Raw genomic sequence first — 22,137 nt, 5'->3', positions numbered from 1 at the left:
ATTTATTAAATAATGTTTGAAAGATTGAGAATTTGCTAATTTTCGTGAATTTAAAACAAAAAGAGGTGAATAAAGATATAATACCTTTATTTCACCTCAATTTTGTGGGCTAATTTTCTTGAAATCAGACCTTACTATTACTAACTAACTACTATTAATGTTCGTTCATTCGGAAATCAGGATATGCATTCATTCCATGTTCATGCCCATCTAATCCTTCAAGTTCTTCTTTTTCTGAAACTCTAATTCCAACTGTTTTCTTTAATATAAAGAATATGATAAATGATGATACAATACAGATTGCTGCATAAGAACCAACACCTATTAATTGACTTAAAAATTGATCCCATCCAGCCATTGCTCCGAAGATTCCAACTGCTAAAGTTCCCCAAATTCCACAAATTAAGTGAACTGCAATTGCACCTACAGGATCGTCTAATTTAATTTTATCTATAAATGAAACTGCAAAAACAATAAGTGCTCCTCCAATAGTTCCAATGATAATAGCATCGGTTGGTCCCATTTGATCAGCACCTGCCGTAATACTTACCAATCCTCCTAAAATTCCGTTTAAGAACATTGTTAAGTCAAAGTTTTTATACATAACTGTTGATACGATAAATGCAACTACTCCACCAGCCGCCGCAGCCAAACAAGTTGTAACTAAAGTTAGAGATGTTAATGCTGGGTCTGCAGATAATACTGATCCTCCATTAAATCCAAACCATCCTAACCAAAGAATTAAAACACCTGCTGTTGCTAAAGGAATGTTGTGACCTGGTATTGCTTGTGGTTTTCCGTCTTTGAATTTTCCAATTCTGGACCCTAATAACCAAACTGCAACCAAGGCAGCCCATCCACCAACTGAGTGAACTAGTGTAGATCCTGCGAAATCATAAAACCCTAAACCGTCTAAGAATCCGCCTCCCCATTTCCAAGATCCTGCAATTGGGTAAACTATCCCTACATATATAACTGTAAAGATCATAAAAGGAACTAATTTAATTCTTTCTGCAACCGCTCCAGAAACAATTGTTGCTGCTGTTGCTGCAAACATTCCTTGGAACAAGAAGTCAGTCCAATATGTGTATCCTTCATTGTATGCTAAATCTGCTGCTGCAACCGCATCTAATCCAAATCCTGCAAATCCAATGAATCCATTAAATTCTCCAGGGTACATTAAGTTGAATCCTACTAAGCAGTATAATAATAAGCCTACGGTTATAATAAAGATATTTTTAAATAAAATGTTTAAAGTATTTTTTTGTCTTGTCAATCCTATTTCTAAAAATGCAAAACCTAAGTGCATAAAGAAAACGAGTGCCGTACAGATCATCATCCATACATTGTTTATTGTAAGTAATTCCATAATGAAATTTTAAAATTTTAAAGTTGTTTATTTATTTTAAGGTTTCTCCACCTTTTTCTCCAGTTCTAATTCTGTATACTTCATCAATGCTTGATACGAAAACTTTTCCGTCTCCAACTTCTCCGGTACCTGCAGACTTTAAAATTGCATCAATGGTTATATCTTCAAAGTCATCATTTACAACAATGGATAAGTATCTTCTTTGAATATCACTAGTGCTATATGCGACACCTCTATATACGTGACCTTCTTTTTCATTACCAAGTCCGGTAACATCCCAATAGGAGAAAAAGTTAACTCCCACTTTGTGCAGTGCTTCTTTCACCGCCGTGAATTTTGATTTTCTGATAATCGCTTCTACTTTTTTCATAATTAGATAGTTTTAGTAATTAAAATGAATAAACTGCCGCAAGTACAAATGAACTAAGGCTTTTTTGGCCTTCTAAATCTTTATTTACAAAGAAGTCATCAGAACTAGAGTCTAGTCTTATTTCTGGTATAATTGTTAAATCGTTAATATGTATGTTTCCTGTAAGCGTAGTTGCGAATACACTAGAATCTGGCATTGCAGTTCCAATGGCTCCGAATTCTTCGATCTCTTGAAAGTATTCTGCTCTTAAGCCAATAGTAAATACTTCAGAAGTTGTGTATTGAGGGTAGATTGCCGCACCATAGAATCCTAAATCGTCTGGGTCGTCTTCACCGTTGCTGTAGTATGCAGCATTAATACCTAAGAAAAATTTCTCTGAAACGTCAAAACCACCGGTATAGTCAATTTCAAACGCGCCATGGTCTATTAATAAATTTAAATATTGACCGTGGAAACCTAATTGTGCTCCAAAAGCATAAGTGTCTGTTGGGTTAAACTCAGTTGCGTCTGTCGGGTTCATAACAGATAACATTAATGAAGTGTTCTCACTTAAGGCAATGTCTGCTTTAATACCAGTATGGCTAAATGGTCCATAAGAGAATAGGTAAGATGTACTATAGTTAAAGTTTCCTGTAGGAGAAATAACTTCGTATCCTAAAAATGTATTAAAGTTACCAATGGTTAATGTCACATTTTCGCTTACGTTCCAATATGCGTATAATTGATTTACAATATTTGAACTTCCATCTGGTCTTAAAGCTCCAGATAAAAAAGTAGCATCTTCTCCACGTGGTCCGTAAACTAAGTCTGCTACAAATCCAACTTTTTCACCTTCGTATGCTGCAACTAAATTTGCCATACCTAATGCAAAACCAGGTAAATTTGCAAAAGAGGTTCCTGGTGCAACAGGGTTATCACCGGTATTAGGGGCGTTAAAGTTTGTTCTGAAATAAGCGTCTATACTACCTGAAATTGAAAATTTCTTTTTTTCTTCAGTTTCTTGTGCTTGTAAATTTGTAGTAACGCAGATGGTTAATATTGTAATGCTTAGTAGAATTTTTTTCATAATAAATGGTTTTAGTTTTGTTTTTATGTTTTCTAAAATTCGAACCAAAAGTATGTCAAAAAACAGTTACCCCCTAATTTTAAGGGGGTGGTATATTAATATAAAACGTTTTAGAAAGATATAGGTATTTAAAAAATAGGGGGTAAAAATGATAAAAACTTAAAATGATATTTTTAACCTATGTAAATTTAGGGGGTGTGAAAAAAAAAATAACATTTTTTTAAGAATATCATAAAAATGCATGTTGGTTAAATTTTTTTCAAAAAAAATCAGTCCTAAGACTGATTTTGTGTAATAAATGCCGATTTACAATAAATAAAACTCATAAAAAAAGGTAGTTTCCATGAATTATTTGCATTGAACATTTACTTTTAACCTTTCATTATATTTTTTGAGATTGTCAAAACAGAGTTTTAACCTCTCAATATATTTCTCGAGATTACAATTTTTTGAATTTCCGATGTTCCTTCGTAAATCTGAGTAATCTTGGCATCTCTCATTAAGCGCTCTACATGGTATTCTTTTACAAATCCGTATCCTCCATGAATTTGAACAGCTTCAGTTGCAACATTCATGGCCATTTCTGCGGCATAAAGTTTCGCCATGGCACCAGATTGATCGTAATTCTTTTTCTCATCTTTATCAGATGCTGCTTTAAGACAAAGCATTCTTGCAGCTACAATATGCGTAGCCATATCAGCTAATTTAAAGGCGATTGCTTGATGATTGCAGATTTCTGTTCCAAAAGATTTACGTTCTTTCGAATATTTTAAAGCAAGTTCGTATGCCCCAGATGCAATGCCTAAGGCTTGTGAGGCAATTCCGATTCTTCCACCTGCCAAAGTCTTCATAGCAAACTTAAATCCAAATCCGTCTTCACCAATTCTATTTTCTTTAGGAACTTTAACATCGGTAAACATTAAAGAGTGCGTATCAGATCCTCGAATTCCTAATTTATTCTCTTTAGGTCCAACTTCAAATCCTTCCATTCCTTTTTCAATAATCAAGGCATTAATTCCCTTATGTCCTTTTTCGATATCGGTTTGGGCAATAACCAAGTATACACCAGCGGTATTTCCATTGGTAATCCAATTCTTTGTACCATTTAATAAATAGTGGTCGCCTTTGTCAATTGCTGTTGTGCTTTGTGATGTAGCATCACTTCCAGCTTCAGGTTCACTTAAACAAAATGCACCTATGATTTCTCCTGTGGCGAGTTTGGTTAAGTATTTTTGTTTTTGCTCTTCTGTTCCAAAGGCTTCAAGCCCCCAGCAAACCAATGAATTGTTAACCGACATCACAACAGATGCCGATGCATCTATTTTGGAAATTTCTTCCATGGCCAAAACATAAGATGCAGTATCCATTCCGCCACCACCATATTTTGGGTCTACCATCATACCCATAAAACCGAGTTCTCCCATCTTTCTTATTTGCTCAGTAGGGAATTCTTGTTTTTCATCTCTTTCAATTACTCCTGGGAGTAATTCGCTTTGTGCAAAATCCCGTGCGGCATCGCGAATCATAATCTGCTCTTCAGTTAAATTAAAGTCCATAATGTTTAATAATTTGGCGATTTATTGTGATATTTGACAAATATACCTCTTTTATTCGTATTTTTTTTGATGAAATGATAATTTGATAAAGAGTGTAACCCAATAAATTTTTTAAAAGATGAATGATGATAAGTGGTTTGCTATTGGATTAATGAGTGGTACTTCTTTAGATGGAGTAGATCTGGTTTATGCTTCCTTCGTTAAAGGATCTTATTCTTATGAGATAATTACATCGGAAATGATTCCGTATTCTAAATCATGGGAAGATAAACTACGTTCGGGGTTTGATAAAGATGCGGCGCATTTAAAATTGTTAGATGTAGCATACGGAGAATATCTTGGAGAGTTGATAAATTTATTTGTTAAATCTCATCGCATTGCCAGAGTTGATTTTGTTGCTTCTCATGGGCATACTATTTTCCATAAGCCAGAAGAAGGAGTTACTTTACAAATTGGTGATGGGGAGACTATTTCTAAATTGACTGGCTTTAAAACTGTATATGATTTTAGAACACAAGATGTGAAACTTGGAGGGCAAGGAGCACCTTTAGTGCCTATTGGAGATCAATTATTGTTTTCAGATTTTGAGTATTGTTTGAATTTAGGTGGATTTGCAAATATTTCTTTTGATAAAAGAGGTGAGCGATTGGCTTTTGATATTTGTCCGGTTAATATTGTTATGAACCATTACACTCAAAAAATAGGATTAGATTATGATGATGGAGGTAAAATAGCTTCAGAAGGAACAATACATCAAGAATTGCTAGATGAATTAGATGGTTTGGAATTTTATAATGGAGATGCACCTAAATCGCTTGGCTATGAATTTGTAGTTGAATTTATTTTTCCTTTAATCGACAACTATAATTTAGAAGTGAAAGATGTGCTTAGAACATTTATTGCTCATATCGTAAATCAAATTGCAGATAAAGTTAGTTCACCGGGACAAGTTTTTGTTACTGGAGGCGGAGCATTTAATAATTTCTTAATCCACCAATTGCAATTAAAACTGTTTAATTCAGTGATTGTTCCAAAAAATATATTGATAAATTTTAAAGAAGCTTTGGTTTTTGCATTCTTGGGTGTCTTGCGAATTGAAAATAAAAACAATTGTCTAAAATCTGTTACAGGAGCGAATAAAGATCATTGCAGCGGAAAAATAGTTGAACCTAAATAAATACTGATACTACTAACTATACATTATATAAATGAAAGAACTACTTAAAAAATATGAAGAAAAGCAACCTGAAATTGTTTTTCATTGGAAGGATGCCGAAACAGAGGCAGAAGGCTGGACTGTAATAAACTCTCTTAGAGGAGGCGCATCTGGTGGAGGAACTAGGATGCGGAAAGGACTTGATATGAATGAAGTTCTTTCATTGGCAAAAACTATGGAAGTTAAATTCACGGTTTCAGGACCAGCAATTGGCGGTGCAAAATCTGGAATTAATTTTGATCCATCAGATCCGCGAAAGAAAGGCGTTTTGGAACGATGGTATAAAGCAGTTACACCTTTATTAAAACATTATTACGGTACTGGAGGTGATTTGAATGTAGATGAAATTCATGACGTAATTCCTATGACGGAAGATTGCGGGGTATGGCATCCTCAAGAAGGAGTTTTTAATGGACATTTTAAACCAACCGAGGCGGATAAAATTAACAGAATTGGACAGTTGCGAATGGGTGTTGTGAAAGTAATTGAAAATAAAGAGTTTACACCTAGTTTAGAGCGAAAGTATACAGTTGCGGATATGTTAACCGGGTATGGGGTTGCAGAAGCAGTGAAGCATTATTATGATATTTATGGAGGTTCCATTAAAGGGAAAAGAGCAATTGTTCAAGGTTTTGGCAATGTTGGTGCAGCAGCAGCATATTATTTAACTCAATTAGGAGCCAAAGTAGTTGGTATTATTGATAGGCATGGAGGATTAATTAATGAAGAAGGGTTTACGTTAGAAGAAATGACGAACCTTTTCTTAGCAAAGAAAGGAAATACATTAGAATCGGATCAAATGATTCCTTTTGAAGAAATGAATTACCGTATTTGGTCATTATCTACCGAGATTTTTGTTCCTGCCGCAGCTTCTAGATTAGTGTCAAAAGAGCAAATAACCCAATTGATAGATGCCGGCTTAGAAGTTATTTCTCCAGGGGCTAATGTTCCTTTTGCAGATAAGGAAATATTTTTCGGTCCTATTATGGAATTTACAGATAAAAAGGTAAGTTTGTTACCGGATTTTATATCCAATTGTGGTATTGCTCGTGTTTTTGCATATTTAATGGAAAAGAGAAGGTCTATTCCAATGCAAGACAAGGCTATTTTTGAAGATACTTCTAACACAATAAAGAATGCACTGAAAAAGACGTATAATAAAAAAGAGAGCAAAACTGAAATTTGTAAAACTGCTTTTGAGATTGCTCTGGAACAACTTGTTTAAAATAATAATTTATGTTTAAGTACTTTTTAGGAAATAGCCCAAGATGGTTTAAAACTGTAATGATTACATTTCTAATCATTAATATTCCAATTTATTTTATGAGTCCATCAGTAGCCGCTTGGTTATTCATTGGTGAATTCATATTTACTTTAGCAATGGCATTAAAATGTTATCCATTGCAATCAGGTGGGTTATTGGCAATTGAGATTTTAGCCTTAGGACTCACTTCTCCTAAAAATGCAATGCATGAAGTGGAAGCAAACATAGAGGTGATATTGTTGTTGGTGTTTATGGTGGCGGGTATTTACTTTATGAAGCCGTTATTAATGTACATCTTTAGTAAGGTGTTTACTAAGATAAAATCCAAATTAGTCTTGTCTTTACTATTTGTATTTCTGGCGGCTGTGCTATCAGCATTTTTAGATGCCTTAACTGTAATGGCTGTATTAATTAGTGTAACTGTTGGGTTTTACGGAGTGTACCATAAAATTCATTCCAGTACAACAGATTATGATAAAGATGGGATTATTGATAGGAAAGAACTGAGTGGTGAAACTCTAGAACAATTCCGTTCATTTTTAAGAAGTTTAGTAATGCATGGTGCGGTAGGAACTGCTCTAGGAGGTGTTTGTACTTTAGTAGGAGAGCCTCAAAACTTATTAATAGGTGAAGTAATGGGCTGGGACTTTATAGAGTTTTTCTTAAAAATGAAAGCAATTACACTACCCGTATTAGCAGGAGGATTATTAACAACTGTGGTATTAGAATTGACAGGGTGGTTTGGTTTTGGTGCAAAAATGCCTACTGTTGCCCGTGGAATTATTGAAGGGTATACGGCAGAAGAAGATGCGAATAGAAGTAAAAAGGAAAAATTTGCTTTAATGGTGCAAGGCATTTCTGCCATATTGTTAATTGCAGGATTGGCGACACATGTTGCTTCTGTTGGAATGATTGGTTTAGGGTTGATAATTGTACAGACTGCCTTTATGGGTATTACAGACGAGCATCAATTAGGGCCTGCGTTCGAAGAAGCATTGCCATTTACAGGTTTATTAGTTGTGTTTTTTGTGGTTGTTGCAATGATTCACGATCAGCATTTATTTTCTCCTATTATTGCCGCGGCGTTGGAATTAGACCTAGCGGATCAACCATCGATGTTCTATATTGCTAATGGAGTTTTATCGGCTATTAGTGATAATGTATTTGTAGCCACAGTATATATAGGAGAAGTGCAAGCGGCTTTTGATGCTGGTACAATTTCCAGAGAACATTTCGAAACTTTAGCTGTAGCTATTAATACTGGAACAAATTTACCAAGTGTTGCAACGCCAAATGGGCAGGCAGCATTTTTATTCTTATTGACGAGTTCGTTAGCACCATTAATTAATCTGTCATACTTTAAAATGGTGAAAATGGCCTTACCTTATACTATTGTATTAGGAGGATTAGGGCTGTTAATGGTAAAATTAATGCTGTAAGAAAAATAAAAAATTAAATGGAAGCCATCTTTTGTAAAAGGTGGCTTTTTTTGTAGAATTGAACAATTTAAAAATTGTAACTTCGTTACTAGAATAAATCAAACCAATTAACCCTTAAGAATATGTTATTGCAAGAAACCCAAGAAGTACTGGATGAAGTAATGTCTGAAGAAAAAACATTGTCTATTTATAACTTAATTATGGACGGTGGAATTGGAGGACAGGTTATTGTAGTTGTGCTTTTAATAATGCTTATTGCAGCTCTTTATATTTACTTTGAAAGAATTTTTGCTATCAATGCAGTTTCTAAAACGGATAGTAATTTTATGAATCAAATTAAAGATCAAATTGCAAATGGAAAATTAGATGCGGCGAAAGTATTATGCGGACAAACCAATTCACCTGAAGCAAGATTGATTGAAAAAGGAATTTCTAGAATTGGAAAACCCTTAGAAGATATTAATACAGCCATAGAAAGCGCAGGAACATTAGAGGTTTACAAATTAGAAAAGAATGTTAGTGTACTGGCAACCGTTGCGGGTGCCGCACCAATGATTGGGTTTTTAGGAACCGTAATAGGTATGATTTTAGCATTTCATGAAATGGCAACTAGCGGAGGTCAAGCAGAAATGGGCTCCTTAGCATCGGGAATTTACACGGCAATGACAACAACGGTTGCTGGTTTAATAGTTGGTATTATTGCATATATGTCTTATAACCATGTGGTGGTAAAAACCAATAAAGTGGTTCATAAAATGGAGGCGAAGGCCATAGAGTTCTTAGATTTATTAAACGAACCAGTTTAGGATGAAGTTTAAGGGAAGAAATAAAGTAAGTCCAGAATTCAGTATGAGTTCTATGACGGATATCGTGTTTTTGTTGTTGGTGTTTTTTATGTTAACGTCAAATGCACCAAATGCATTGGACATGATTTTGCCAAAAGCCAAAGGGAAATCTACCAATACTAAGAATGTTGCGGTAAGCATAAAGAAGGGGCATCAATATTACGTGAATGATAAGAAAGTTCCAGAAGCGAATGTTGAGGCCGAGTTAAAAGCCTTATTGGCAGGTCAGGATAAACCTACGGTTTTGTTAAGAGCGGAAGAAGGAGTTCCTGTTGAGGATGCCGTTTCGGTAATGGATATAGCAAATAGAAATAAATTTAAAGTAATACTCGCTGTAAGACCCAAATAAATGGAGTTTTTAGATACTGTACATAAACGTAAATCTGCCACAGTTACATCAATAATAATGGTGTTATTGTTGTTGTTGATTTTCTTTTTTGGAATGACTTATATGGATCCACCAATTGAATCTGGAATTGCCGTGAATTTTGGTACTTCAGAAGTTGGTAGTGGAAATATTCAGCCCAAAGAGCCCGTTAAAACAGAGGTGAATCCTGTTGTAGAAGAAGCACCTGAGGAAGTTAAAGAAGAGGTTGTTGAAGAAGAAGTGGAAGAGGCAGCACCAGTTGAAGAAACTCAAGTAGAGGAAGTCTTGACTCAAGATTCTGAAGAATCTATTTTGATGAAGCAGAAAGAAGATGAGCGTAAGAAATTAGAGGAAGATAGATTAGCACAGGAAGAAGCCGATCGACTAGTGCAAGAAGAGGCCGATAGAATTAAGAAAGCACAAGAAGAAGCGGATAGAATAGCAAAAGAGGAGGCAGATAGAATAGCACAAGAAGAGGCTGATAAAAAGGCAAAGTTAGATGCTCAAATGAGTGGTTTAATTAATAGTGAAGGTGTTAAAGCAGGCGGTGAGGGAAATGACAATGTAGGAGGTGATAAAGGAAAAGTTACAGGTGATTTGAATGCAAGTGGTTATTCTGGTAATGGAGGAAGTGGAGGAGATGGTAATTATCAATTAGGAGGTAGAAGACCTTTAGAAAGACCAACACCGGTTTACGAATGTGAAGAGGAAGGTTTGGTTGTTGTTACAATTGAGGTGAATAGAGCAGGAAAAGTAATAAAAGCTACCCCTGGAATAAAAGGGTCTACAAATACTGCTGCATGTTTATTATCTCGTGCAAAAGAAGCGGCTTTAAAAACGACTTGGGAGCCTGATGAAAATGCCGGTGTTAAACAGATCGGTATAATTAAATACAGATTTTCTTTAGCAAACTAATGACCTATCAAGAAACTTTAGATTGGATGTTTTCACAACTTCCAATGTATCAAAACGTTGGTAAAACCGCTTTTAAAAAAGATTTAACCAATACTATATTGCTTTCGGAGCAATTAAATTATCCAGAAAAATCTTTCAAATCTATTCATGTTGCTGGTACCAATGGTAAAGGCTCTACAAGTCATATGTTGGCTTCTGTTTTACAAGAGGCTGGCTACAAGGTTGGTTTGTACACTTCACCGCATTTAAAAGATTACATTGAGCGAATTAAAGTAAATGGAGAAGCAATTGCACAAGATAGTGTTGTTCAGTTTATCGAACAGAATAATGCTTTTTTGAAACAACACAAGTTGTCTTTTTTTGAAATGACGGTTGGGTTGGCATTTGATTATTTTGCCAAGCAAAAAGTTGATATTGCAATTATTGAAGTTGGTTTAGGAGGTCGATTGGATTCTACCAATATCATTTCACCACTTATTTCAGTTATTACAAATATTGGCTTAGATCATACGCAAATGTTGGGTGAAACATTGCCCGAAATTGCGGTTGAGAAGGCAGGGATTATCAAAAAAAATACACCAGTAGTAGTTGGTGAATATCAAAAAGAGGTTCATCACGTTTTTTATGAGAAAGCAATGAGCTGTAATGCTGATCTGTTTTTAGCAGATAAGCATATACAGAAATCTTATGAAACGGATCTACTTGGGAGTTATCAAATGAAAAACTTGAAAACTGCAGCATTAACTCTTGAAGTTCTTCGAGATTCTGGATTTGAAATTTCGGAAGACCATTTAAAACTTGGATTTAAACGTGTAGTAGATAATACAAGTCTATTGGGTCGTTGGCAAATGTTGGCTAAGGAACCAAAAACATTTTGTGATACTGCGCATAATAGAGAAGGATTAACACTTGTTTTAAACCAATTAAAGCAGGAAACCTACGAAAACCTTCATATTGTTTTAGGTGTTGTAAACGATAAAGATTTGGAAAGTATTTTACCCTTGTTCCCGAAAGATGCTCAGTACTATTTTTGTAAACCTAATATTCCAAGAGGTTTGGACGCTACTCAATTAAAGACAAAGTGCGATTTATTCGGACTTAAAGGTGTAGTGTGCAATTCTGTGGCAGATGCATATAAATCGGCACGACAAAATTCATCCACGAAAGATTTTATTTATGTTGGAGGAAGTACTTTTGTGGTAGCGGAGGTTGTTTAGAATTGGAAACTTCTTATATGCAGGGTGATATCCTCTTAGAATTTATTATATTTGAGTAATATTTGTTAAAATAGTATCAAATCCCTATTGAACTTTATGGCAATTGAACTACTACGATCTGCTAATGTGAACCCTTTTCACTAGCCCCTATTTTAATAAGTCCTATTTGTTTTAGGATTTAAATATTACTAACTCAATCAAATTTTTATGAAAACTTTAAAACTAGTATTTATTACAATACTTATGTGTGCATTATTGTTTCCGGCGAATAATTATGCGCAAGAAGAAAACAAAGAAGATGCTTATGAGCCCGTTATTTTAGTTGTTACAACTTTACATCGTAATTCTGATCCTGACATTGATTTTTCTGATTGGATGAAAACGGAAAAAGAATATTTCGAGAAAGTCACGATGAAGAATGAGCACATTCTTAATTCGGGCTTTTATTTTCATTATTTCACAGGAGATGATACTGAAGTTGGAGTTGTGAATGTTCATAAATCTTTAAGTGCATTAGAGCAGTCCGATGAAAGAACCAATGAGCTGATTGAAGAAGGTTGGCCAGATGAAGATGCACGGCAGGCATTTTTTAGTAAGCAAGCAAGTTACTATGAGGCTAAACATAGTGACGAGATTTATACCTCTACAAGATTTGGAAAACCTTTGGAAACAGCGTCGACCAAGCCGCTAATTTATTATGTGAAGAAAAACAATCTTGGCAATGGTGGTGGAAAGGGATTTAAAGAATATTATGAGAATGTTACCATGAAGAATGATCTAGTGAAGGCTTATTATACGCACAGACATTTATATGGGTCTAATAGCCAGGAATTTAATGAGGTGTTTGTTTTTGAAAATTTTAGTGATATTGAAAAGTCTGCCGATGAAGATTGGAGATTGGTTCAAGAGCATTGGGAATTTGAAGATGAACGCAAAGAGTTCTTTGAGGGATTCAATAAGATCTTCTCAAGTCATGGAGATTATATTTATCAGAATGTTCCGGAACTAGCGAAATAGAAAAAGAAGAATTTAGCAGAGGTTATATAGAGTGATAGGTTACTTTATATACAACTTCTTTTTGTTTTGAAATAACGATCAATCTTCTATTGGTAGGCTCTTTTTAAAAATTAGAACCGATAATATTTTATATATTTGATTACTCAAAAATAAACTTGACTATGATGAATTGTAATAAAGCGTATGCCGCTATCCTTGTGTTTCTATTTTTTATAAATGTAAAAGCTCAGGAGAAATCGGATGAATTTGTACCTGCAATTATTGTTATTTCAACTTTTCACTTAGTAAACGATACAGAAAAAGATTTTTCTGATTGGAAAGATGTTGAGCAAGAGTACTTTGATAAAATTACAAATAAGAACGAATTTATTTTGGGTTCTGGAGTATATACACATATCATTTCTCCTGATGATAGTGAAGTTTTATTTGTAAATGTATACGGTTCTTGGGAAGATATAGAATATGGAAAAGAGCGTACCGAAGAGTTGATTGAAGAGGGTTGGGCTTATGAAAATGAGCGTGATACTTTTTTTGAAAACCAAAACAGTTACTATAATGGAAATAGGCAGGATGAAATCGCTATTTCATTGCCTTACCAAAAAGATTTAGTTACAAATTCTACCGAACCTTTAATTTTACACATAAGAAAGAATAAAACGGGCTCTGGTGGTAGTGGATATACAGAGTTCTTTGATAATGTAATAATGAAAAACGATTATATCAAAGGCTACTATACTTATAAGCAATTATATGGTAACAATGCACAAGACGCGGTTGAAGCCGCTATTTATGAAAGTTTAGCAGATTTTGAGGTCGCTTATGATGAGTCTGTAAGATTAGCGCATGAACATTGGCCAGACGAAGCAGAGAGAAAAGTTTTTTTCAAGGAGTTTAGAAAGATATTTAGTGGTCATGGAGATTTTATTTATCAAAATGTTCCGTCATTAGCGAAATAATTTATCTGCTAAGAAACTGTCTTTGAGAGTCGTTCAATTTTAGCGTAAAAAAAGTAGATTTATTTCTATTAAAAACTTTGCAGGTATTAAAAACTCGCTTATATTTGCATCCGCTTAGGGCAATTAGCTCAGTTGGTTCAGAGCACCTCGTTTACACCGAGGGGGTCGGGGGTTCGAATCCCTCATTGCCCACCTAAGTTAAAAAGCTTCCAGAAATGGAGGCTTTTTTTATGCACAGAAGTTTCCTATGGTCTGATTTTATTGAATTCTACAGAACCGTCAACTCTACAAAATTTCACACCTACAAATAATATAAGGTCTGTAAAAAGGGAACCTTTTTCTCAAAAGGGACCCATATCAATATATTCTAAATCAACAAAAAATTGAACTATGAAAACTCATAAATTAAACATACGTTACGTTCTTAAAAAGAATAAAACTAGAGTTAATGGTACTTCACCGTTACAATGCAGAATCACCTATTTAGGTAAAAGAAAACAATTTGCAACAGGACAATTTGTACATCCTAAGAACTGGTTTAGCAAACTTCAAATTGTCAAACCACCCAATGATGAAAACAATAACATCAACACACAGCTAAGTCTTATTAAATCTAAAATTAATAGGGCTTTTTTATTGCTCCAAGTTAAAGAAGAAGAGTTTGATGTAGATGATATATACAATCAGTTCGTAGGTAAAAGGACTGCATCTGAAAGAACATTGCTAGATGCATTTGACTATCATATCGATAGAATGCAGCAATTGGTAGGAATAGAAGTGAAGCAAGTATCAGTTGATAAATACCATCAATCATTAGTGCATGTTAAATCATTTCTGAAATTTAAATTCAATAAAAGAGACTATTTATTAAAGGATTTAAAATTGAATTATTTGACTGATTTTGAGCATTATTTAAAGACTGAAAAGAAGTTTTTACCTAATAGTGTATATAAGACAATTCAGAGGCTTAAAAGGGTTGTGAGAGTGGCTGTAGGGGCTGATTATTTAGCAAAAGACCCTTTTGCATTGCACAAAGCAAACAAGCCTAAAATAAGGGTTGTATTCCTTTCTGTAGAAGAGTTGAAAGCATTTGAGACTCATAAATTTACACAGCCTAGATTACAGTTGGTTCAGGATTGTTTTATATTTAGTTGTTATACAGGATTGGCATATAATGAATTGAAAAGATTGTCTAAAAAACACATTGTAAAAGGATTTGATGGTCAGTTGTGGATTGAAATGATACGTGAGAAAACTAAGAAGGAAATTGCTGTTCCATTACTGTTAAAAGCAAGAGAGTTAATTGGTAAATATAGTAATAATGATGAGAAAATATTTCCATTGATGAGTAATCAACGTTACAATTCATACCTAAAGGAAATGGCTAGTTTAGTTGGAATTGAAAAAAGGTTGACTACGCATACTGCAAGGAAAACATTTGCATCTACTGTATTATTGTATAATAATGTTCCTATGGAGATAGTTTGTGAATTACTCGGGCATAGTAGTATTTCAACAACTACAGAAAGTTATGGTAAGGTAATCAAGAAGAAAGTTAGTGATGAAGTGTTGAGGTTGAATGATTACTATCTAAGCAATTAGGTGGGATTTTAGTTGTAAATGAATTGTGTATTTGAAAAGACTTATTTTTTAACTCAGTTCTTCTTAAGTTTACAATCTATTAATTTTAGAGTATTTAATCAGAAAGAACAAAAGAGAGAATTAAGGTTACTATACACGGTGAAGCCTAGATTTAAACAATAAAAGACAATCTAATTATTTAAAGTTCTAAACTCTTTCGGAGTAACACCTGTACTTTTCTTAAACATTCTACTAAAGTGCTGCGGGTATTTAAAACCAAGTTCAAATGCTATTTCTGAAATACTTTTATTATTAAACATTTTGTTTTTTGATAGATTAATAAGTTTCAACTGAATATGTTCTTGAGCCGATTTTCCAGTTTCATTTTTAACTAAATCTCCAAAATAATTAGGAGATAGACATAGTTCATCAGCAAAATAATTTACAGAAGGAAGTCCATTCTTGATTGATTTTTTGGACTTGAAATAATCATTTAATAAGGTTTCAAATTTATCTATGGTATTTTGATTTTCATGGGCTCTCGTTATAAATTGTCGATTGTAAAAACGAGTGCAATAGTCTAGAAAAAGTTCAAGGTTAGAACTAATTAAGTTTTTACTATGCTTGTCTATGTTTTGATCTAATTCAAATTGAATTTTATCAATGACGCTTAAAATTACCTTACGTTCTTTTGCTGAAATATGGAGTGCCTCATTGGATTCATATGAAAAGAAACCATAAGTGTGGATTTTTTTAAAAAGATCCGTTCCTAATAGTAAATCAGGGTGGAATAATATAGCATAGCCTTTTGGAGTAAAATTTGGGTCGTATTGTCCAAGTTTTATTGTTTGATTAGGACTTAGAAATACAAGTGTACCTTCATCGTAATCATAGGGTTTTCCTCCATACATCATTTTGCAACCCTCTGCATCTTTAAGAAAAATAGCATAACAATTAAAATGCATAGCATTAAAAGATTTTCTTGTTTCTCCGCCATTTGAAACTTTATTAAAATCGACAATGGCAATTAAAGAATGCTTTACCTCATAATTTCTTAAATTGCAATAGTCGGATACCGAATTAATTACAAGTGTATTTTCCATAAATGCTATACATTAAGCACTAAATATACTATAAATCATTAGATGTTATTTTGTTCAATCAGAAGTTTCAGTTATAGTGGTATGTTTTTCAGTAATTTGGGTACAAATTTATTGCTGAATGAATTAGATATTTACAAAGTGAAACCTTGTAGTTGTATTAACACTTTAAAAATTTAAAAAAATGAGAATATTATTGATAGGAGTTTGTTTGCTTGTAATGAGTGTTAATTCATTTGCTCAAAATAGCAAAGTTGAGGATGAAATTATTGAACTTTCCAAATCTAAATGGGATTGGATGTCAGAAAAGAATGTGGAAGAATTGGCGGTCTTATTTCATGACAAATCTAAATTTGTTCATATGAGTGGTTCTTGGAAAAAGAAACGCGAGTTAGAGATTATTAAAAGTGGAAGTATATGGTATCAGAAGACTGATGTACATGATGTGGCAGTTGAACTATTTGATAATGACACGGCGATACTTTGGAATAGAATTACACTTTTAGCTCATGTAAGGGGAACCGATGTAACAAATGAATTTACGGTAACTGAAGTATATAAAAAGGTAGGAAGTGCATGGAAATTATTGAATTTAACTTTTAGTAAAGTTAGAGATACTCATAAAATTGAGCAATAAATTCTATGAATGATTAAAGATGTTATTTAATTTTATGAATTATGATTAAAAGAATCAATTATGGCAATATTCAACTTAAAAATTAATGGAAAAAAGCATCAAATAGATGTTGATAATTCTACGCCTCTTTTATGGGTGTTAAGAGATCATTTAGGATTGGTAGGAACTAAATACGGATGTGGAATAGCGCAATGTGGTGCGTGTACAGTTCATTTAAATAATAAGGCTATTAGATCTTGTATAGTTCCAATATCATCTATTGGAGATCAGAGCGTAGTAACTATTGAAGGATTGTCAGAGGATGGAAATCATCCCGTTCAAAAAGCTTGGTTAGAACATGATGTGGCTCAGTGCGGTTATTGTCAGACTGGTCAAATAATGAATGCCAGTGCATTTTTAAAAGAAAATCCGAATCCAAATGATGAGGAAATTGAAGGTGCAATGAACGGTAATATTTGCAGATGTGGAACTTATACTAGAATCAAATCAGCAATTAAAACCGCTGCTGAAAATTCTTAAGGGCTTAAATTAAGTCTAAAATCATTTTTAATTTCAAAAGTTAGTACAATGACACTATTAAAAACACAATATGGAAGACGGTCTTTTTTAAAGACAACTGCAGTGGCAGGTGGAGGAATGATGCTTGGTTTTAGCTGGCTAACAGGGTGCCAAACTAAACCAATTAAGGAAGTAATGGAGATGCCTAAAGAATGGTTTGAAATTAATTCGTATTTAAAAATTGGCGAGAATGGTGTGGCTACAATAATTAGCCCTAATCCAGAGTTTGGTCAAAATGTTCGTACTTCCATGCCAATGTTAATAGCAGAAGAACTTGATTTAGATTGGAAGAAAGTTCTTGTAGAACAAGCACCATATCATCCGAGTAATTTTGGGATGCAATTTACAGGGGGTAGTAGAGGAATAATGTCTAGGTGGGAACCATTAAGAATGGTAGGTGCTTCGGCTAGACAAATGTTGATGGCTGCGGCAGCTCAAACTTGGAATGTGTCAATTCAAGAAATTACGACTGAAAAAGGAATACTTTATCATGAATCTACAGGATTGTCTGCAGAGTATGGCGAGATGGCATCAATCGCTGCTCAAATGCCAGTGCCTGAGGAGGTAGTTTTAAAAGATGTAAATGAATTTAATTTAATTGGTACCTCTCAAAAGAATGTAGATGGTCCTAAAATAGTAACAGGGCAACCTATGTTTGGTTTGGATTATAAGAAAGAAGGAATGAAGATTGCTATGATTGAACATCCACCAGCATTTGGAATGACTTTGAAATCTTTCGATGCTTCAGAAGTGAAAAAGATGCCTGGAATCAAAGATGTTGTATCCATAAAAAGTTATAAGGATGGTTTTGAAAAAGGTGGATTTGATACCAATGCATTTCCTGAAGTTGTGGCAATTGTAGGTAATTCTACATGGGAGGTTATGCAGGCAAAAAATAAGTTAAAAGTTGAATGGAAACAATTTGATACTTATTCAGAAATCACAAAAGGATTTAGAGGAAATACAAGTTCTAAAACAGTTCCATCAGGGCTAGAATCTACCACAGAGCATAAATTACAAATAGATTTACTGGCTTCAAAACCAGGTAGAATTGTTAGAAAAGATGGTAATCCTGAGGCGAATTTCAAAAGTGCATCTAAAATTATTGAAAGAAGTTACTCAGCTCCTTTTTTAGCTCATAATTGTATGGAGCCAATTAATTCATTTGCACATTTTAAAGGAGATAATGTACATCTTGCTACTCCGCTTCAAATACCTGCATTTATTATACCCACTTTGGCCGCAAGTCTTGAAATACCAGAGGAGAACATACATATGGATATAACTCGTATGGGAGGTGGGTTTGGTCGTAAAGCCTATGCTAGTTATGTAGTGGAGGCTGCTTTGATTTCCAAAAAAGTAAATGAACCAATAAAATTGATTTATTCTAGAGAAGATGATATGACCAATGGTATATACAGACCAATGTATCAGGCAACTTATAGAGCTGCTATAAACGACAAGAATGAATTAATCGCATTTCATGTAAAAGCAGGGGGCATTCCAGAAAGTCCATTGTTTGCAAACCGTTTTCCTGCTGGTGCAATTGATAATTACCTTGCAGAAGACTGGTCAATAAATTCTAATATTTCTATTGGGGCATTTAGGGCTCCACGTTCTAACTTTATGGCAGGAGCAGAGCAATCCTTTTTAGATGAAGTCGCTGAAGAATTAGGAAAAGATCCAATACAATTCCGGTTAGATTTGTTAAAAAAGGCGGAAGAAAACCCAGTTGGTAAAAGAAATGATTACGATGCGAAGCGTTATGCAGGAGTACTTGATTTAGTGAGAGAAAAATCTAATTGGAATGAAGATAATTCTAATTTAAAACGAGGTGTATCTGCCTATTTCTGCCATAGTACCTACGCGGCACATGTTTTAGATGTTGAAATAGAAAATGGCAATCCTGTGGTTCAAAAGGTTAGTTGTGCTATAGATTGTGGTATAGTTGTAAATCCTGATGCGGCAAAAAATATGGCAGAAGGTGCAATAATTGATGGAATTGGAAATGCAATGTTTGGAGAAATGACTTTTAAAAACGGGACTCCAGAGAAAAATAACTTTCATGACTATAGGATGATAAGAATGAGTGAAGCACCTAAAGAAATTGATGTTCATTTTGTGAAGAACGAAATAAATCCAACAGGAATGGGAGAGCCTCCATTTCCACCTATTTTTGGAGCGTTGGCCAACGCAATGTATAAAGCGAATGGGGAAAGATATTACGAACAACCTTTTTTAAAAAACAGAGAGATTAAAGGTTGATAAGTTATCTATAGAGATTAGCTTTAAATGACAAAAATGAGTTTTTGGTTTAAAATTTTCCAATGTATACTCCCAAACTTCATTTATCAATTCGATTACAAATTAAATTATGACACATGAGTTTAAAGAACTTATAAATGCAGGAATAATTTGGAAACAGCAAGGTGTTAATGTTGTTTTGGCAACAGTAGTTTCATTAAAAGGATCTTCTTATCGAAGGCCAGGAGTTCGAATGCTATTAAGCGAAAAAGGAAATTGGGTTGGTGCAGTAAGTGGAGGTTGTGTGGAAAAAGAAGTATTATTTCAGGCCAAAAGTGTTTTTGAAACTCATGAATCAAAATTAATGAGTTACGATGGGCGGTTTCGATTGGGTTGCGAAGGTATTTTGTATATACTTCTAGAGCCATTGTCACTATCGAATGAATTTATATATGCATTTGAAGAGGTCCTCAATTCACGTACAACTTTTAATTGCGAGTCGTATTTTAAAATGGAAGGTGATACTCTTATTGGTTTAGGTTCTCAACTAATTATAAATGATAGGTCCTATTCTTTAACTCAATGTGTTGAGGTTAGTAATAAGGATGAATTTGATTGTTTTTCTCAATCCTTTTCACCAATTTTTCAACTATATATTTTTGGTGCGGAGCACGACGCAGTCCAATTATGTAAAATGGCGACCCAAATTGGTTGGCAAGTACATATTATTGCTCCTCCAGATGAGGCCAAATCATTGGAGTATTTTAAGGGGGCCATAAGTTTGAATACACCCATTTATGAAAATATTGATACAAGTAAGTTTGATAATGAAACTGCGGTCGTATTGATGACTCATAGCTTTAACAAAGATATTCAATACCTCATGGCACTAAAAGATGTTAATCCATGTTACATGGGATTATTAGGGCCTTCACATCGTAGGGAACGAATTTTTTCAAAATTAGTAGAGTATTTACCCGATGTCGAGCCAGAATTTTTTGAGAATATTTATGGACCAATGGGGGTTGATATTGGAGCAGAAAGTGCTTCTGAAATTGCGTTGTCTATTTTAGCCGAGATTTTATCAGTCATTAGAAATAAGCAGCCAATATTTTTAAAAGATAAGAAAGGACATATCCATGAGTAATGTAAAAATTTTACTTTTAGCAGCAGGATCGTCTAGCAGAATGGGGAGGCCAAAACAATTACTGCCTTGGAGAAATACTACTTTAATTGAACATCAAATAAATATATTATTAGCATTAAACTTTCCTGTTACTGTTGTTCTTGGAGCATATTCAAACGAAATACAAGAACACATAAAAATGAAACCAATCACAATATTCACAAATAGAAATTGGAAAGATGGGATGGGGTCATCAATTTCTTTTGGTTTGGTAGAGATGTTAAAAAAAACTCCAACTTTTGATGGTGTTTGTGTAGCTTTAGTTGATCAGCCTTTACTAACTAAGTCTTTTTTGATGAAAATGATTGATTCATTTAATGTAACGGGAAAACATATAATTGTATCAAGTTCTAAAGATAATATTCAAGGTCCTCCAGTGTTATTTCCCAGCGTTTATTTTAATGAATTGATAAAGTTGAAAGGTGATTTTGGTGCTAAACAGTTAATAAGAGAGCAAGCAAATAAAATCAAACTAGTTTTCGGGGGTGATGAACTAATAGATATTGATACTCAAGAGGAATACAATAAATTTTTTGATAAAATCTAATTGCCCACCAAAGTTAAAAGCTTCCAGAAATGGAGGCTTTTTTTTGTAAAATAAAACCAACCATATTGCTATGATTGGTTTTATTTTTTTCAAAGAAAATCTATAGATTCCTTTAAGATTATTATTTACAAGGTTGGTTGTTGTCTTTCCATACTTTTCCTGGCTTACCACTTTCAGTATTTCCTTCACCATCTATATACTTTAAGCAAAGCACACCGTCTCCATTCTTATCTCTTTTTAAAATATTAGGGTTGTCTAAACGCCATCCTTCTTCTACGAAATCAGCAACTATCCATTCTGGAGGACATCCACAATCATTCCCTTCTTCTGGTGCTGGAGTTGTAAAAGAACTAAACCCAACAAATGCAATAGATACTGCTAATGCTGTACCACTTAAAAATTTCACTGTTTTTTTCATTGTATATAAAATTTGGTTATTAAATAAAATTCATTCCATTTGCCCCGTTAAAAAATAACGGCACAACAATTTGTTGTGGGGGTATTATGTATGAAATTAAAAGTCTGAATTGGGGACTAAAAAAAGTATCACAACTAGTCCAAATGTATAAACAAACATAACACTAATTTAATAAAATATACAAATAGCAATGGAATCCCTATAAATGGCTTATTTCTTAACGCATAAAGTATTATAACTACTTCGATTTGACAGTAAAAAGGTATAAT

The 22,137-nt window shown here is 33.9% G+C and carries 21 protein-coding genes and 1 tRNA gene; 16 read left to right on the top strand and 6 right to left on the bottom strand.

Annotated features, from left to right (window positions below; genetic code table 11):
• Positions 1 to 154 precede the first annotated feature (154 nt).
• From RM519_RS05265 to RM519_RS05250, 4 genes are all read right to left on the bottom strand, one after another.
• Positions 155 to 1,369, bottom strand: coding sequence for an ammonium transporter (locus tag RM519_RS05265; protein WP_311592529.1), 1,215 nt, complete (start codon positions 1,367 to 1,369; stop codon positions 155 to 157).
• A 31-nt stretch (positions 1,370 to 1,400) separates the two neighbouring features.
• Positions 1,401 to 1,739 carry a P-II family nitrogen regulator gene (locus RM519_RS05260; protein ID WP_311592528.1) on the bottom strand — a complete coding sequence of 113 codons (339 nt, stop codon included), beginning with the start codon at positions 1,737 to 1,739 and terminating at the stop codon, positions 1,401 to 1,403.
• A 19-nt stretch (positions 1,740 to 1,758) separates the two neighbouring features.
• Positions 1,759 to 2,805, bottom strand: a complete 1,047-nt coding sequence (locus RM519_RS05255) for a porin (protein ID WP_311592527.1) — start codon at positions 2,803 to 2,805, stop codon at positions 1,759 to 1,761.
• Between the two features lie 413 nt (positions 2,806 to 3,218).
• Positions 3,219 to 4,361: an acyl-CoA dehydrogenase gene (locus tag RM519_RS05250; RefSeq protein WP_311592526.1), complete on the bottom strand. Its 1,143-nt coding sequence runs from the start codon at positions 4,359 to 4,361 to the stop codon at positions 3,219 to 3,221.
• Positions 4,362 to 4,479: 118 nt separating this feature from the next.
• On the opposite strand from RM519_RS05250, the gene RM519_RS05245 reads away from it, so the two are divergent.
• From RM519_RS05245 to RM519_RS05195, 11 genes are all read left to right on the top strand, one after another.
• On the top strand, positions 4,480 to 5,538 hold the full coding sequence (locus tag RM519_RS05245) for an anhydro-N-acetylmuramic acid kinase (RefSeq protein ID WP_311592525.1): 1,059 nt from the start codon (positions 4,480 to 4,482) through the stop codon (positions 5,536 to 5,538).
• Positions 5,539 to 5,569: 31 nt separating this feature from the next.
• On the top strand, positions 5,570 to 6,802 hold the full coding sequence (locus RM519_RS05240) for a Glu/Leu/Phe/Val dehydrogenase dimerization domain-containing protein (protein WP_311592524.1): 1,233 nt from the start codon (positions 5,570 to 5,572) through the stop codon (positions 6,800 to 6,802).
• Between the two features lie 11 nt (positions 6,803 to 6,813).
• The gene (gene nhaB, locus RM519_RS05235) at positions 6,814 to 8,280 is read left to right on the top strand and encodes a sodium/proton antiporter NhaB (RefSeq protein ID WP_311592523.1); all 1,467 of its coding nucleotides are present in this window, start codon (positions 6,814 to 6,816) and stop codon (positions 8,278 to 8,280) included.
• Between the two features lie 122 nt (positions 8,281 to 8,402).
• Positions 8,403 to 9,086, top strand: a complete 684-nt coding sequence (locus RM519_RS05230) for a MotA/TolQ/ExbB proton channel family protein (protein ID WP_311592522.1) — start codon at positions 8,403 to 8,405, stop codon at positions 9,084 to 9,086.
• 1 nt (position 9,087) lies between these two features.
• Positions 9,088 to 9,474, top strand: a complete 387-nt coding sequence (locus RM519_RS05225; protein ID WP_311592521.1) for an ExbD/TolR family protein — start codon at positions 9,088 to 9,090, stop codon at positions 9,472 to 9,474.
• On the top strand, positions 9,475 to 10,407 hold the full coding sequence (locus RM519_RS05220) for a cell envelope integrity TolA family protein (RefSeq protein ID WP_311592520.1): 933 nt from the start codon (positions 9,475 to 9,477) through the stop codon (positions 10,405 to 10,407).
• The gene (locus RM519_RS05215; RefSeq protein WP_311592519.1) at positions 10,407 to 11,624 is read left to right on the top strand and encodes a bifunctional folylpolyglutamate synthase/dihydrofolate synthase; all 1,218 of its coding nucleotides are present in this window, start codon (positions 10,407 to 10,409) and stop codon (positions 11,622 to 11,624) included. The genes RM519_RS05220 and RM519_RS05215 overlap by 1 nt, the downstream gene beginning before the upstream one ends.
• Before the next feature lie 207 nt (positions 11,625 to 11,831).
• The gene (locus RM519_RS05210; protein ID WP_311592518.1) at positions 11,832 to 12,641 is read left to right on the top strand and encodes a hypothetical protein; all 810 of its coding nucleotides are present in this window, start codon (positions 11,832 to 11,834) and stop codon (positions 12,639 to 12,641) included.
• A gap of 161 nt (positions 12,642 to 12,802) precedes the next feature.
• Positions 12,803 to 13,597 (top strand): hypothetical protein, encoded by a 795-nt coding sequence (locus RM519_RS05205; protein WP_311592517.1) that lies wholly within the window; start codon positions 12,803 to 12,805, stop codon positions 13,595 to 13,597.
• 117 nt (positions 13,598 to 13,714) lie between these two features.
• A tRNA-Val gene (locus RM519_RS05200) sits at positions 13,715 to 13,789 on the top strand.
• A 198-nt stretch (positions 13,790 to 13,987) separates the two neighbouring features.
• Entirely contained in the window at positions 13,988 to 15,199 is a 1,212-nt protein-coding gene (locus tag RM519_RS05195) for a site-specific integrase (protein WP_311592516.1), read from the top strand.
• Positions 15,200 to 15,369: 170 nt separating this feature from the next.
• On the opposite strand, the gene RM519_RS05190 is transcribed toward RM519_RS05195, so the two are convergent.
• A complete protein-coding gene (locus RM519_RS05190) occupies positions 15,370 to 16,281 on the bottom strand; it encodes a helix-turn-helix domain-containing protein (RefSeq protein ID WP_311592515.1) in 912 nt (303 codons plus the stop codon).
• A gap of 181 nt (positions 16,282 to 16,462) precedes the next feature.
• Between RM519_RS05190 and RM519_RS05185 the strand changes: the two genes are divergently transcribed.
• The 5 genes from RM519_RS05185 (at position 16,463) to RM519_RS05165 (ending at position 21,450) form a co-directional block, all read left to right on the top strand.
• Positions 16,463 to 16,915: a nuclear transport factor 2 family protein gene (locus RM519_RS05185; RefSeq protein WP_311592514.1), complete on the top strand. Its 453-nt coding sequence runs from the start codon at positions 16,463 to 16,465 to the stop codon at positions 16,913 to 16,915.
• A gap of 60 nt (positions 16,916 to 16,975) precedes the next feature.
• Positions 16,976 to 17,434: a (2Fe-2S)-binding protein gene (locus tag RM519_RS05180; RefSeq protein WP_311592513.1), complete on the top strand. Its 459-nt coding sequence runs from the start codon at positions 16,976 to 16,978 to the stop codon at positions 17,432 to 17,434.
• 48 nt (positions 17,435 to 17,482) lie between these two features.
• Entirely contained in the window at positions 17,483 to 19,738 is a 2,256-nt protein-coding gene (locus RM519_RS05175; RefSeq protein ID WP_311592512.1) for a xanthine dehydrogenase family protein molybdopterin-binding subunit, read from the top strand.
• Between the two features lie 109 nt (positions 19,739 to 19,847).
• The gene (locus RM519_RS05170; protein ID WP_311592511.1) at positions 19,848 to 20,864 is read left to right on the top strand and encodes an XdhC family protein; all 1,017 of its coding nucleotides are present in this window, start codon (positions 19,848 to 19,850) and stop codon (positions 20,862 to 20,864) included.
• A complete protein-coding gene (locus RM519_RS05165; RefSeq protein WP_311592510.1) occupies positions 20,857 to 21,450 on the top strand; it encodes a nucleotidyltransferase family protein in 594 nt (197 codons plus the stop codon). The genes RM519_RS05170 and RM519_RS05165 overlap by 8 nt, the downstream gene beginning before the upstream one ends.
• 121 nt (positions 21,451 to 21,571) lie before the next feature.
• Here RM519_RS05165 and RM519_RS05160 read toward each other — a convergent pair whose 3' ends face one another.
• Entirely contained in the window at positions 21,572 to 21,868 is a 297-nt protein-coding gene (locus RM519_RS05160; protein WP_311592509.1) for a hypothetical protein, read from the bottom strand.
• Positions 21,869 to 22,137 lie beyond the last annotated feature (269 nt).

Source organism: Urechidicola vernalis, assembly GCF_031846385.1.
GTDB lineage: Bacteria > Bacteroidota > Bacteroidia > Flavobacteriales > Flavobacteriaceae > Urechidicola > Urechidicola vernalis.
This window is presented reverse-complemented; position numbering and strand designations above follow the sequence as displayed.

Bases quoted from the DNA above. Each gene is read 5' to 3' on its own strand.
- RM519_RS05265 (WP_311592529.1), bottom strand. From the start codon at position 1,369: ATGGAATTACTTACAATAAACAATGTATGGATGATGATCTGTACGGCA.
- RM519_RS05260 (WP_311592528.1), bottom strand. From the start codon at position 1,739: ATGAAAAAAGTAGAAGCGATTATCAGAAAATCAAAATTCACGGCGGTG.
- RM519_RS05255 (WP_311592527.1), bottom strand. From the start codon at position 2,805: ATGAAAAAAATTCTACTAAGCATTACAATATTAACCATCTGCGTTACT.
- RM519_RS05250 (WP_311592526.1), bottom strand. From the start codon at position 4,361: ATGGACTTTAATTTAACTGAAGAGCAGATTATGATTCGCGATGCCGCA.
- RM519_RS05245 (WP_311592525.1), top strand. From the start codon at position 4,480: ATGAATGATGATAAGTGGTTTGCTATTGGATTAATGAGTGGTACTTCT.
- RM519_RS05240 (WP_311592524.1), top strand. From the start codon at position 5,570: ATGAAAGAACTACTTAAAAAATATGAAGAAAAGCAACCTGAAATTGTT.
- nhaB (WP_311592523.1), top strand. From the start codon at position 6,814: ATGTTTAAGTACTTTTTAGGAAATAGCCCAAGATGGTTTAAAACTGTA.
- RM519_RS05230 (WP_311592522.1), top strand. From the start codon at position 8,403: ATGTTATTGCAAGAAACCCAAGAAGTACTGGATGAAGTAATGTCTGAA.
- RM519_RS05225 (WP_311592521.1), top strand. From the start codon at position 9,088: ATGAAGTTTAAGGGAAGAAATAAAGTAAGTCCAGAATTCAGTATGAGT.
- RM519_RS05220 (WP_311592520.1), top strand. From the start codon at position 9,475: ATGGAGTTTTTAGATACTGTACATAAACGTAAATCTGCCACAGTTACA.
- RM519_RS05215 (WP_311592519.1), top strand. From the start codon at position 10,407: ATGACCTATCAAGAAACTTTAGATTGGATGTTTTCACAACTTCCAATG.
- RM519_RS05210 (WP_311592518.1), top strand. From the start codon at position 11,832: ATGAAAACTTTAAAACTAGTATTTATTACAATACTTATGTGTGCATTA.
- RM519_RS05205 (WP_311592517.1), top strand. From the start codon at position 12,803: ATGATGAATTGTAATAAAGCGTATGCCGCTATCCTTGTGTTTCTATTT.
- RM519_RS05195 (WP_311592516.1), top strand. From the start codon at position 13,988: ATGAAAACTCATAAATTAAACATACGTTACGTTCTTAAAAAGAATAAA.
- RM519_RS05190 (WP_311592515.1), bottom strand. From the start codon at position 16,281: ATGGAAAATACACTTGTAATTAATTCGGTATCCGACTATTGCAATTTA.
- RM519_RS05185 (WP_311592514.1), top strand. From the start codon at position 16,463: ATGAGAATATTATTGATAGGAGTTTGTTTGCTTGTAATGAGTGTTAAT.
- RM519_RS05180 (WP_311592513.1), top strand. From the start codon at position 16,976: ATGGCAATATTCAACTTAAAAATTAATGGAAAAAAGCATCAAATAGAT.
- RM519_RS05175 (WP_311592512.1), top strand. From the start codon at position 17,483: ATGACACTATTAAAAACACAATATGGAAGACGGTCTTTTTTAAAGACA.
- RM519_RS05170 (WP_311592511.1), top strand. From the start codon at position 19,848: ATGACACATGAGTTTAAAGAACTTATAAATGCAGGAATAATTTGGAAA.
- RM519_RS05165 (WP_311592510.1), top strand. From the start codon at position 20,857: ATGAGTAATGTAAAAATTTTACTTTTAGCAGCAGGATCGTCTAGCAGA.
- RM519_RS05160 (WP_311592509.1), bottom strand. From the start codon at position 21,868: ATGAAAAAAACAGTGAAATTTTTAAGTGGTACAGCATTAGCAGTATCT.